Raw genomic sequence first — 11,215 nt, 5'->3', positions numbered from 1 at the left:
CTTGAAGCAAAAAGTAGAACCCGGGATTATACCTGCGCCGCGTCAGCGGCCCAGCGCGCGGTACAGCGTCAGCAGCCGGTCGGCCATCGCCGGCAGGGTCAGCGGCTCGGCGACCGCCCTCGCGGCCGCCCGGGCCTCGGCGTTGCCGGCCAGCCCGGCGAGGTCGTCGAGACGCTGCGCCAGGCCGTTGATATCGACGGCATCGACCACCCAGCCGTTGTCACCGGAGCGCACCCACTCCTGCGCCCCGCAGGTCGTCGAGGTGACTACCGGCAGGCCGCAGGCCAGGGCCTCCAGCGCGGCGTTGGGGCACGGATCGTAGAGGGTCGGCAGCACGAAGCCGTCGGCCGCGCCGTACCACGGGCGGACATCCTTGAGCGGCCCGGTGAACAGCACGCGCCGGCTCAGCCCGAGCAGCCCGGACAATTTCTGCATCGCCTTCAATTTACGGTCGGCGCCGACGATGACGATGCGCGCATCGGTTCGCTGCATGCGTGCCACGGCCCGCAGCAACTGCGGCACGCCCTTGCGCTCGAAACCGCTGCCGACGAAGAGCAGCAGCGGCGCCGCGTCGGGAATGCCATTGCCGGCCCGCATCGAGCGCCGGAATTCATCGGCCAGCCCGGGGTGGAAGACCTCGGTATCGACGCCGTTGTAGATCACCTGCAGCTTGCTGCGCGCCACGCCGTAGTAGCGTTCGACCTCGTCGGCGACCATCCGCGAGTTGCAGATCACGGCACGCAGGGCCGGATGGCCGAACATGGCCTTTTCCGCCCCCAGCACGTAGCGGTGATACGGCGACCAGCGTTGCGTCGCCCGCTGCAGCGGCCCGAGGATGCGGGCGCGATGGTCGAGCCAGGCGGCATGCACGCCGTCGCCGGCGCGGAAGATCATGCACCCGGGAATGCGCTCGTGCGACTGGGTGATGTCGAAGCCGCCCCTGGTCATTTCGGCCTGCGCCGCGGCGGCAAAACTGCGGTCGCGCGCCGCCCGTCCGCCGAGCAACCGGGAATAGGCCGGGTCGCAGGTGATCTGCCGGAAATCGGCACGCGGCGCGCCGTCCCAGCTGCGGGTGATCAGCGTCACCTCGGCCCCCTCGCCGGCCAGCGCGCCGAGGGCGCGCTCGACGAAACGCTCGGCGCCGCCGAACGGGTTGTAGCGCTGGCGAACGATGGCGATCTTCACGCGCCGAGGAATTCCTGTGCGGCGGCCATCACGTCGTCGACGGCAATCGAGGTCAGGCAGTCGCTGACCTTGCCGCCGCCGCAACCGTCGTGGCCGCAGGGGCGGCACGGGTGAACCTGGCTCGCGACGACGCGGCTGTTCGCGCTCCACGGCCCCCACTGCTTGTCGCCGGATGGCCCGAACAGCGCCACGGTCGGCGTGCCGACCGCCGCCGCAATGTGCATGGGTGCCGAATCGACGCCGATGAACAGCTTCGACGCCTGGGTCAGTGCCGCCAGTTCCTTCAGCGACAACTGGCCGGACAGGCTGAAGGCCGGCTTGGCCAACCGCGCCTGGATGGCCTCCAGCATGGCCTTTTCGTCGTTGCTCGGTGCCGCCGTCAGGACCACGGCATGGCCCGCCGCCTGCAAGCGCTCGACCAGCGCCGCCATGCGCTCGACCGGCCAGCACTTGAAGAACCAGCGCGAGGCCGGATGGACATGGATGAAATCCTTGCCCTTCAGGCCAAAACCAGCGAGATACGTCGCCACCGCCGCTTCGGCCGCCGGCCCCGGCACCAGCGTCAGGCGCCGCTCGTCCGGCCCCGGCCGGATGCCCAGGCGGCGCAGCGAATCCAGGTTGGTCTCCGCCATGTGGCGCTGCGGGTTGTGGATGGTCTGGAGGTGCGTGAAGCTCTGTTTCCAGCGCTTCGGCCGCCCCTTCACCGCCGGACCGACCGACCAGCGCGGCTTGAGCAGCCGGCACAGCCAGGCGCCGCGCCAATGCTCGGTGAGGTGGATGATCAGGTCGTAACCCCGCGCCTTCTGGGCGTTGTACAGCGCCAGTTCGGCCTTGAGCTGCCCCATCGCCCCCAACTGCTTCCATTTGCGGTCGATGGTGTGCACCTGCGCGATGGCCGGATGCAGCGTCACCATCTCGGCCGTATCGGCATAGACCAGCGCGTCGATCTCGGCCTGCGGCGCGTGCGCCTTGAGCACCGAGAAAACCGGCGAGCTGACCAGCACGTCGCCGTGATGGCGCAGCTTGATGACCAGCGCCCGGCGGATGTCGCCAACCGGAATCGCGTCGCGCAGGGGATTGAAATTTTCCATGGCCGGCATTCTACCGGGGGACATCGACCCGCGTGCAGGAAGCGTAGGGGAAGCTCAGCTCCGTCCACCGCTCGGGCGGCAGGCCCTGCCAATGGGCCAGCAGGGTGCGGATCACCCCGGCGTGGGTGACGATCACCGCCTCCGGCACGGCAAGCGAAGCCACGAAATCCAGCGCCCGCCGCTGCAATGCGCGCGGCGACTCGCCGCCCGGTGGGGCGTAGCCAGCGACATCGGCTGCCCAGGCGTCGAGCTCGGCACGGGGAATGTCATCCCAGCGTCGGCCTTCCCAGGCACCGAAGTCCATCTCGGCAAGGCGGTCGTCGATGACGGGCTGAGCATGCAGCCGCTCGGCCAGGTCGCGACAACGGCGCAAGGGGCTGCTCCATACCGGCAATCCGGGCGGCAGCTCAGCCAACAGGCTGGCGGCCGCCGAAACCGCATCTTCCGCCGGGCAATCGAGCCGGCCATAGCAGATACCGGCTTCGATCAGGGGCTTGGGGTGGCGGATCAGGTGGAGGCGCATCTGGCTAGTTAAGGGTTGGAACCCTGCTTCACGCCCAAAGCGAAAGCAGGCAATTCGAAAAACAGACGTTCAATGTTGGAATCTGGCAGCCAACAGCTGAAAAATCAGGGGCCACGACCAGAAATCACGTGGGACTTACGCAGCTCAGCCATAAGGCCATCCACAAATTCCGTGGCTCGCCCTGTCGGATTTTCATCGCCGAGAAACCACTTCATATGAGAACTGAAGGATGTTGTCGACCAGTGAACTTTGTTCGTCTGAGCGTCGATAAGCGTCCACCGGATGTCGAAGTTCGAGCCCGTGTTGGACATCATTACCGAGGCCGGGAATACTAGCAGCCGATGCGTGGCACCGAAGGACTGCTCATCTTCGCGGGTCGCCACAACCACCTCATCAACCGGCACTCGCGTATTGGTCGTTGCCGGATTTGGCCCCTTGGCCTCCAACGAAAACTGTGCCCGGAGCGGCGACTCGTTAAACCAAAGCTGTTTCGTCCTAATGCCCTCTTTGGACAGTGCATCAGACAGCTGACGCCTTACTTCGACAAGAAACTGCTTGCCGAGAGCCCCTTCGCGCAGATCAAGAAATGAATAGACGTACACGGCAGTAACTTGGCCGGGGCCGTCATAGACTTGTCCCCGCGAATTGAAAGTTGTACCGCACGCACTGACAAGAACGGCAATTGCAACGACCATTAGCCCTCGCATGATCGCTATTCCTTTTGCTTTGACCCCAGATACCACGGCAATTACCTCCCTGTTGAAAATGGCGCTTAAGCGTTATTAAACAGAGTCACTCGATTCACGTATGAATTGATGCCCATGCATCAATTATGCGTTTCGAATCTCGCACCCAACAAGGAAATTGATGTGACGAATACCTATAAAGCTTCAATAAGGCTATTTAAAGGATGGTTTTGTAGTCAGCGGAGTTAAGGCACCAGAACGGCCATATTCGCCGCCAGACCCAGATAAAACCCAATCTCCGCCAATTGCTGCGTCGCCCCCAGGCAATCCCCGGTATACCCCCCCAGCCAGCGCCTGAATTTTCCGACCAGCCACAGCGTAAGCATGGCAGCGAGCGCCACTCCGGCCAAGGCTTTCCACAAAGGCAGCGCCGCCAGCGGCGCGATGGCGAAACACAGGGCGACCAGCAAGGCGCGGGCGGACATGCGGGTGGCCAATGGCTTGGCCTTGCTCAGGGCGTCGTCGCGGACGTAGTCCATGGTCGCCAGCAGCGTCGTCGCGCAAAAACGCGATACAGCATGCCCGGCAAGCAGCGCCAAGGGCACCAGCGCCGGTTCCAGCGACGAGAGCAGCACGAACTTGCCGAGCAGCGCCAGCACCATGGCGATGACGCCGTAGCTGCCGACCCGGGAGTCCTTCATGATGTCGAGGATGCGCTGCTTGTCCCAGCCACCGCCGAGGCCGTCGGCGGTGTCCGACAGGCCGTCCTCGTGGAAGCCGCCGGTGGCGTACAGGGTCGCCGCCATCGACAGCAGCACCGCGACCGGCTGCGGCCACAGGTGCAGTGCCAGCCAATAGACCAGGGCGCCGATGCCGCCGACGACCAGGCCGACGGCCGGGAAATAGCGTGCCGAATGGCTCAGCGCCTCGGCCGAATGCCCGACCCAGCCGGGCACCGGCAGCCGCGTGAAGAAGCGGATGGCGCCGAAGAAGTATTCGAGCTCGCGGCGGATCATTCCTTGTCCGACACGCCGGCCGACTCGAAGCTGGCCATCTCGTTGAGGAAATCGACCGCCGCCTGGACCAGCGGATAGGCCAGCGCGGCGCCGGTGCCTTCGCCGAGGCGCAGGCCAAGGTCGAGCAGCGGTTCGGCGCCCATGGCCAGCAACTGGGTGCGATGGCCGGCTTCGGCCGAACGGTGGCAGAAGACGCAGTAGTCGAGCAGGGCCGGGGCGAGGCGCGAAGCGACCAGGGCGGCCGAGCCGACGATGAAGCCGTCGATGAGCAGCACCATCTTCGCTTCGGCCGCAGCCAGCATGGCGCCAACCATGGTGGCGATCTCGAAGCCGCCGAATTCGGCGAGCACGGCAAAGGCATCGTTGTTGCCGCCGCCGTTGCGGTAGCGTAGCAGGGCCTGGTCGAGCAGGTCCTGCTTGCGGGCGAGGCCGGCGTCGTCCAGGCCGGTGCCGCGCCCGACGCATTCGGCCAGCGGCAGGCCGGTCAGGCAGTGGGTGAGCAGCGAGGCGGAGGCGGTATTGCCGATGCCCATTTCGCCGAAGCCGACTACATTGCAGCCGGCGGCGGCCAGCCCGAGCACGATGCCGGCGCCCTGCTCGATGGCCTGGGCGCACTGGGCCGCGGTCATCGCCGGTTGTTCGATGTAGTTGGCGGTGCCGGGGGCGATCTTGAGGTCGATCAGCCCTTCGCGCTCGCCGCCGAAACCATGCGCCACGCCGGCGTCGATGACCGACAGCCCGAAACCGTTCTGGCGGGCGAAGACGTTGATCGCCGCGCCGCCGGCCAGGAAATTCTCGACCATCTGCCAGGTCACGTCCTGCGGGTAGGCCGACACGCCGGCCTTGGCGGCGCCGTGGTCGCCGGCGAAGACCAGCATCTGCGGGTTGACCAGGCGCGGGTTCAGCGTCTGCTGGATCAGGCCGATCTTGCGGGCGGTTTTTTCCAGCTGGCCGAGTGCGCCGAGCGGCTTGGTCTTGCGGTCGATCTTGTGTTGCAGGACGGTGTCGATGTCCCGGTTCGGGGCAGCGATGTTGAATTGATGGTCAAACGAATGCATCCGATTCTCCAAAAGCAAAAAAGGGCCTCGCGGCAACGTTGTCCAAACGCGGTCGCGAAGCCCTGTCCACAGGCTTTCAACTAGCAGGTATCGACACGTCTTCTGGCTTTCGGATCGTTCCTCCACCGCGCCTTCCCGCCGGGTCTGTTTCCCCATTGCAGTGGCTGTTGCGGCATCGGTCCCCGATTACAGCGGCGGGCCCGCCCCGGATTCAAACCGGGTTCCGTATTGTCGAAGCGCCCATTATACCGGTTGCCGCCCTGCCGGCCTTCACCCACAATGCCGGCCATGAAAGAACTGATCCTCGGCGGCGCGCGTTCGGGCAAAAGCCTGCTCGCCGAACAACGCGCCCGCGAATCCGGCCTCAAGGTCGTCTACGTCGCCACCGCCCAGGCGCTCGACGGCGAAATGGCCCGCCGCGTCGCCCACCACCGCGAACGACGCCCGGCCGAATGGGGCTGCATCGAGGAAACCCTGCACCTGGCCGACCGCCTGCGCGAACTGGCGGCGCCGGATACCTGCCTGCTGGTCGATTGCCTGACCCTGTGGCTGTCCAACCTGCTCTTCGCCGGCCGCGCGGCAACCCAGGCCGAAGCCGGCGAGGCCATCGACTGCCCGCTGTTCCGCGCCCAGACCGGCGCCCTGGTCGACGCGCTGCCGCAATTGCCGGGCCGCATCATCCTGGTCTCCAACGAAGTCGGCTGGGGCATCGTGCCCATGCACCCGGTGTCGCGCCTGTTCGCCGACGAACAGGGCCGCCTCAACCAGCGCGTCGCCGCCGTCTGCGAACAGGTCACGCTGGTTGCCGCCGGACTGCCGCTGCCGCTCAAACCCCGCTGAGGCACCGGCTTGCGCCGCCGGTCACCCGACAGGCGGCAACGGTTCCATCCACCCGCCGCCCGGCGTATGCTTGCGCGCAGAGGGACAACCGCCATCGGCGACATAAAGACATGCAGAAACTGCTCGACATCCTGGCGTCAGGCATTCACGACGCAAAAAACCAGCTGTTCCAGGCCGAATCGACGCTGATCGAAGCCGAAAGCAGACATGGCGTCGACCTCGGCGAAGCGCGCTACGCCATCGAATCCGCCGCCCAGCGCCTGTCGCGCACGCTGACCGCCTACCGGCTCGGCCGCGACGACCAGGCGCTGGCCATCGTGCCGACCGTGGTCGGCGACCTGTGCGACGAGGTTGCCCTGGCCCAGCGCCATCATCTCGCGGCCACGCAGATCCGGCTGGAAATCGACTGCCAGGTTTTCGACGAATGGCCGCTCGACCGCGACCTGCTGACCGACATTCTCAACAACGCCGTCCAGAATGCCGGGCGTTTCGCCAAGACCTGCGTCCGCCTCGGCGCCGCGCTGGACGACGGCGGCTTGCTGCTGCGCGTCGAAGACGACGGCCCCGGCTATGCGGAAGTGCCGCCGGCCGGGGGCACCGGGCTCAAGCTGGCCGAAACCCTGGCCGCCCTGCATGCGCGCAAGGGGCGGCAGGGCAGCCTGCGCCTGGACAACGGCGGCCCGCTCGGCGGCGCCCGCTTCACGCTGTGGCTGCCATGAACAACCCTTACATCAAAAAGCGCTTCCTGGTCATCGACGACCAGCCGACCGCCCGCGACGCGCTGCGCACGGTCGCCCAGAACATCGGGGCCTTTGCCGTCGAATTCGCCGCCAATTACCAGGACGCCCTGTACCGCATCCGCAACAACACGCCGGACATCATCCTGTGCGACTACATGCTGGGCGAGGGCCGCTCCGGCCAGCAACTGCTGGAAGAGCTGCGCCGCTTCAACCTGCTCGCCGACGAAACCATCTTCATGATGGTGACCGGCGAACAGTCTTACGAGCAGGTCGTTTCCGCCGTCGAACTGGTTCCCGACGACTACATCATCAAGCCTTTCTCGCCGGACAAGCTGCTCCTGCGCCTGGACCGCATCGTCGCCAAGAAGGAGTTCTTCAAGGATTACTACCGGGCCAAGCGCAAGCAGGAGTTCGACCAGGCGCTGGCCCTGCTCGCCAAGAAGCGCGACAGCGAGGCCGGCCGCCCCTACCGTTTCGAAATCCTCCGCCAGCAGGCGGAAACGGAAATGGCCAGCGGCAACGCCAAGACCGCCGAGGAAACCTACCGCACGATCCTCAGCAACTACGAATTCCCCTGGGCGCGCGCCGGGGTGGCGCGCAGCCTGCACAGGCAGGAGAAGCTCAGCGAAGCGCGCGAGGAAATCGAGCGCGTCGTCAGCAGCACCCCGACCTTCTTCGACGCCGCCGACCTCAAGGCCAGCATCTGCATGGCGCAGGGCGAAGCGGAAGAGGCGCAGCGCGTGCTCGACGAGGTGGCCAAGAAAACGCCGCGCAACTACCTGCGCAAGCGCCTGCTGGCCGAGGCCGCAACCCTCAACGGCGACGACGAGACGGCGCGCGCCGCGATGGCCGACGTCATCGCCAACGACAGCATGCCGGGCGCCGTGCAGCCGGAAGACCGGCTCGCCCTGGCGCGCAGCCAGGTCAATGGCAACGAGGTGATCGCCGCCGAAAAAACCCTGGTCGGCCTGAAAGAGTCGGAATTGCAGAACCTGACGCTCGACCTTCAGGCCAGCTATGCGGCGCTGCTGGCGATCTCCTCGCCCGGCAAAGGCAAGCCGCGCTTCGCCGGCCTGCGTCCGGCGCTGATGTCGGCGGCGCTCGAATCGACACCGCGCCTGGACATCCTGCGCGCCGCGCTGAGCCTGGGCGACCACGAACTCGCCGACCACCAGGCCGAAACGCTGATGGAGGCCGACGACGCCAAGAAGACCTTCGGCAGCACGCGCAAGCTGTATTCGCTACACGGCCGCGAAATGGACTTCCGCAACATCCAGAAGCAGGTCGCGCTCAAGCGCATCAAGCACGAAACGCCCGCCGCCTGAACGGCCGGGCGACGATTTCGCTCAGCGCGGCAGCCAGGGCGCCAGTTTCGACCAGTCGAGCGCCGCCTCGACCGAATCGGCCAGCCGATCCAGATCCGCCTCGCGCCGGGCGGCGAAATCGACCGACTGGCTTTCGCTCATGCCGGCCCAGGCGAGCAGGGCGCCGAGCGCATCCGGATGGTCGAAAACGCCGTGGCAATAGGTGCCGAACACCTGTCCGTCCTCGGAAATGGCCCCATCCCGGCGCCCGTCGGCCAGCTCGACCGCCGTGGCGACCAGTCCTTCGCCGCGCGTCACGCCGAGGTGTATTTCGTAACCGGTCATTGCCGGGCAGCCAGGAAGCGACAAGTGACCGCTCACATTGCGCAACTGCTTCTCGCTTTCCAGCGTGGTATCGACAGCCAGCACGCCCAAGCCCGGGGTACTGCCGGCCGCCCCCTCCAGACCGAGCGGATCGTGGATTTCCCGGCCCAGCATCTGGTAGCCGCCGCACAGGCCGATCACCTTGCCGCCGTAGCGCAGGTGCTTGCGGATCGCCGCGTCCCAACCCTGCGCACGCAGCCAGTCGATATCGGCGCGCACCGCCTTGGAGCCGGGCAGCACGATCAGGTCGGCGGCGGGCGGCGCCTCGCCCGGGCCGATCCAGCGGAAATCGACTTCCGGATGCAGGCGCAGCGGATCGAGGTCGTTGTGGTTCGAGGTGCGCGGATAGGCCGGCGCGACGACCTTCAGCCGCGCCCCGCGCTTGTCGCCGATGGCCGCCGTGGCAATGGCGTCCTCGGCGTCGAGCATCAGCCCGTGCAGGTAGGGCAGGACGCCGAGCACCGGCTTGCCGGTGCGCTCCTCCAGCCAGGTCAGGCCGGATTCGAGCAGGCCGATGTCGCCGCGAAAGCGGTTGATGACGAAGCCGACGACCCGGTTCTGCTCCGAGGGCGACAGCAGGTCGAGGGTGCCGACGAGATGGGCGAAGACGCCGCCGCGGTCGATATCGGCGACGATGATCACCGGGCAGTCGACCGCCTCGGCGAAGCCCATGTTGGCGATGTCGCGGGCGCGCAGGTTGATCTCGGCCGGCGAGCCGGCGCCCTCGACCAGCACGCAATCGTAAGTTGCCATCAGCCGCTCCCAGGACTCGAGCACCGCGCGCATCGCCCGCGGCTTGTATTCCTGGTAGTCGCGGGCATTGAGGTCGGCCGCGACCTTGCCGTGGATGACCACCTGCGCCTTCTTGTCGGTGGTCGGCTTGAGCAGCACCGGGTTGAAGTCGGTATGCGGCTCCAGCCCGCAGGCCAGCGCCTGCAGCGCCTGCGCCCGCCCAATCTCGCCGCCGTCGACGGTCACCGCCGAATTGAGCGCCATGTTCTGCGGCTTGAACGGCGCCACACGCACGCCCCGGCGCTTGAGAATGCGGCACAGGGCGGCGACCAGCGTGGATTTGCCGGCATCGGAAGTGGTCCCCTGGACCATCAGGGCGGTACGGAGCATGGCGAGGCGAAAGGACAAAACGTCGATTATCGCGGAAATGGGGCGGGCCGGGCCGGCGATGCGCGATAAACGCCGCACCATGGCGCTAGAATTCCCGGATCGCCGGCGGCGCGACGCTCCGCGCCGGCCCGTTCCGCCACCGAGAATCATGACGACGCCCATCTCCGACCTCGCCACCCTGATCCGTTCGATGGAGCCCGAGCTCCACGCCGGCACCTATGCCTACTGCGTCGTGCCGCACGGCAGCGACACCGCGGGCCTCCAGCCCGTGGCGACGATTGCCGAGCGCGAAGGGATCACGCTGGTCCTGCCCGAGGAGCAGGCCAGCGCAGCCGGGCTGTCCATCCTCTTTCGCGCGGCCTGGATCACCCTGACGGTTCATTCGGACCTCCAGGCCGTCGGCCTGACCGCCGCCTTCGCCGATGCCCTGGGACAGGCGGACATCAGCTGCAACGTGATCGCCGGCGCCTTCCACGACCATATCTTCGTTCCGGTCGAGCGCGGCGCGCAGGCGCTGGCCGCGCTGGAGATGCTGCAGCAGGGCATTGCGATCCGCCCGGCCGGGATACCGGCCGATCTTGGGGCGGTGACCGCGATTTTCCGGGAGTATGTCGCCAGCCCGACGGTCAGCCTGGCGTACCAGGATTACGAAACGGAATTCGCCGATTTGCCCGGGAAATACGCCGAACCGGACGGCCGCATCCTGCTCGCCTGGCTCGACGGCGCGCTCGTCGGCTGTGCCGCGTTGCGCCGGGTGGATGGCGAGCGCTGCGAGCTGAAGCGGGTCTATGTCCGCCCTGCCGCCCGCGGCCGGCGCATCGGCCGGCTGCTGGTCGAGCGGATGATCCGCGAAGCCCGCAAGGCGGCTTACGCGACGATGTGCCTCGACGTGCTGCCCGAATTCGCGGCCGCGCGCCAGCTGTATGCAAGGCTCGGTTTCGTGCCGGCGCCGCCGGTCAGCCACAACCCCGTTCCCGGCACCGCCTTCCTCGCCCTCGACCTGTCGTAAGGCTGCCCGTCGCGCTACCCCGCCTCCACCTGTTATCCTTCGCACTTCAGGTCTCTCGGTGCCGTCTGTTCATGCAGGCGGAGAATCGGGAAGGCGGTGCGATTCCGCCACGTGCCCAACGCTGTAAGGAGGACGTTCGCCGCAGGCGGCCACTGGTGTTTCACCGGGAAGGCGCGGCAACGGGTGAATCCAAGTCAGAAGACCGGCCGGGAGACAAAACCGGGCTGCATGGACAGGCAGCCATCGTTTTTCCACAA

At 66.8% G+C, this 11,215-nt stretch carries 11 protein-coding genes and 2 riboswitches; of the genes, 4 read left to right on the top strand and 7 right to left on the bottom strand.

The window, feature by feature from the left end:
• Nucleotides 1-42 precede the first annotated feature (42 nt).
• The 6 genes from Q0P59_RS09560 to cobT form a co-directional block, all read right to left on the bottom strand.
• On the bottom strand, nt 43-1,185 hold the full coding sequence (locus tag Q0P59_RS09560) for a glycosyltransferase family 4 protein (RefSeq protein WP_295006006.1): 1,143 nt from the start codon (nt 1,183-1,185) through the stop codon (nt 43-45).
• Nucleotides 1,182-2,276, bottom strand: coding sequence for a putative lipopolysaccharide heptosyltransferase III (rfaQ, locus tag Q0P59_RS09555; RefSeq protein WP_295006004.1), 1,095 nt, complete (start codon nt 2,274-2,276; stop codon nt 1,182-1,184). The genes Q0P59_RS09560 and rfaQ overlap by 4 nt, the downstream gene beginning before the upstream one ends.
• Before the next feature lie 10 nt (nt 2,277-2,286).
• Entirely contained in the window at nt 2,287-2,799 is a 513-nt protein-coding gene (gene cobC, locus Q0P59_RS09550; protein WP_295006002.1) for an alpha-ribazole phosphatase, read from the bottom strand.
• A gap of 104 nt (nt 2,800-2,903) precedes the next feature.
• Nucleotides 2,904-3,542 carry a hypothetical protein gene (locus Q0P59_RS09545; protein WP_295006000.1) on the bottom strand — a complete coding sequence of 213 codons (639 nt, stop codon included), beginning with the start codon at nt 3,540-3,542 and terminating at the stop codon, nt 2,904-2,906.
• Between the two features lie 188 nt (nt 3,543-3,730).
• Complete coding sequence (locus tag Q0P59_RS09540; protein WP_295005998.1) at nt 3,731-4,501, bottom strand: adenosylcobinamide-GDP ribazoletransferase; 771 nt, start codon at nt 4,499-4,501, stop codon at nt 3,731-3,733.
• Nucleotides 4,498-5,559: a nicotinate-nucleotide--dimethylbenzimidazole phosphoribosyltransferase gene (cobT, locus tag Q0P59_RS09535; protein ID WP_295005996.1), complete on the bottom strand. Its 1,062-nt coding sequence runs from the start codon at nt 5,557-5,559 to the stop codon at nt 4,498-4,500. Before cobT ends, Q0P59_RS09540 begins: the two co-directional genes overlap by 4 nt.
• Nucleotides 5,560-5,633: 74 nt before the next feature.
• Nucleotides 5,634-5,827: riboswitch (cobalamin riboswitch) on the bottom strand.
• 20 nt (nt 5,828-5,847) lie between these two features.
• On the opposite strand from cobT, the gene cobU reads away from it, so the two are divergent.
• The 3 genes from cobU (at nt 5,848) to Q0P59_RS09520 (ending at nt 8,464) form a co-directional block, all read left to right on the top strand.
• Nucleotides 5,848-6,399: a bifunctional adenosylcobinamide kinase/adenosylcobinamide-phosphate guanylyltransferase gene (cobU, locus tag Q0P59_RS09530; protein WP_366090544.1), complete on the top strand. Its 552-nt coding sequence runs from the start codon at nt 5,848-5,850 to the stop codon at nt 6,397-6,399.
• A gap of 110 nt (nt 6,400-6,509) precedes the next feature.
• The gene (locus Q0P59_RS09525) at nt 6,510-7,118 is read left to right on the top strand and encodes an ATP-binding protein (RefSeq protein ID WP_295005992.1); all 609 of its coding nucleotides are present in this window, start codon (nt 6,510-6,512) and stop codon (nt 7,116-7,118) included.
• Nucleotides 7,115-8,464 carry a tetratricopeptide repeat-containing response regulator gene (locus Q0P59_RS09520; protein WP_295005989.1) on the top strand — a complete coding sequence of 450 codons (1,350 nt, stop codon included), beginning with the start codon at nt 7,115-7,117 and terminating at the stop codon, nt 8,462-8,464. The genes Q0P59_RS09525 and Q0P59_RS09520 overlap by 4 nt, the downstream gene beginning before the upstream one ends.
• 21 nt (nt 8,465-8,485) lie before the next feature.
• On the opposite strand, the gene Q0P59_RS09515 is transcribed toward Q0P59_RS09520, so the two are convergent.
• A complete protein-coding gene (locus tag Q0P59_RS09515) occupies nt 8,486-9,949 on the bottom strand; it encodes a cobyric acid synthase (RefSeq protein WP_295005987.1) in 1,464 nt (487 codons plus the stop codon).
• A 148-nt stretch (nt 9,950-10,097) separates the two neighbouring features.
• Here Q0P59_RS09515 and Q0P59_RS09510 point away from each other — a divergent pair, with 148 nt between their 5' ends.
• Nucleotides 10,098-10,958, top strand: coding sequence for an ACT domain-containing protein (locus Q0P59_RS09510; protein ID WP_295005985.1), 861 nt, complete (start codon nt 10,098-10,100; stop codon nt 10,956-10,958).
• Between the two features lie 39 nt (nt 10,959-10,997).
• Nucleotides 10,998-11,184: riboswitch (cobalamin riboswitch) on the top strand.
• Nucleotides 11,185-11,215: the final 31 nt, after the last annotated feature.

The organism is uncultured Dechloromonas sp. (assembly GCF_945957265.1).
GTDB lineage: Bacteria > Pseudomonadota > Gammaproteobacteria > Burkholderiales > Rhodocyclaceae > Azonexus.
Note: the sequence above shows the minus strand (reverse complement) of the source record. Positions and strands in the feature narration are given on the sequence as shown.

Bases quoted from the DNA above. Each gene is read 5' to 3' on its own strand.
- Q0P59_RS09515 (WP_295005987.1), bottom strand. From the start codon at position 9,949: ATGCTCCGTACCGCCCTGATGGTCCAGGGGACCACTTCCGATGCCGGC.
- rfaQ (WP_295006004.1), bottom strand. From the start codon at position 2,276: ATGGAAAATTTCAATCCCCTGCGCGACGCGATTCCGGTTGGCGACATC.
- Q0P59_RS09510 (WP_295005985.1), top strand. From the start codon at position 10,098: ATGACGACGCCCATCTCCGACCTCGCCACCCTGATCCGTTCGATGGAG.
- Q0P59_RS09525 (WP_295005992.1), top strand. From the start codon at position 6,510: ATGCAGAAACTGCTCGACATCCTGGCGTCAGGCATTCACGACGCAAAA.
- cobU (WP_366090544.1), top strand. From the start codon at position 5,848: ATGAAAGAACTGATCCTCGGCGGCGCGCGTTCGGGCAAAAGCCTGCTC.
- cobT (WP_295005996.1), bottom strand. From the start codon at position 5,559: ATGCATTCGTTTGACCATCAATTCAACATCGCTGCCCCGAACCGGGAC.
- Q0P59_RS09520 (WP_295005989.1), top strand. From the start codon at position 7,115: ATGAACAACCCTTACATCAAAAAGCGCTTCCTGGTCATCGACGACCAG.
- Q0P59_RS09540 (WP_295005998.1), bottom strand. From the start codon at position 4,501: ATGATCCGCCGCGAGCTCGAATACTTCTTCGGCGCCATCCGCTTCTTC.
- cobC (WP_295006002.1), bottom strand. From the start codon at position 2,799: ATGCGCCTCCACCTGATCCGCCACCCCAAGCCCCTGATCGAAGCCGGT.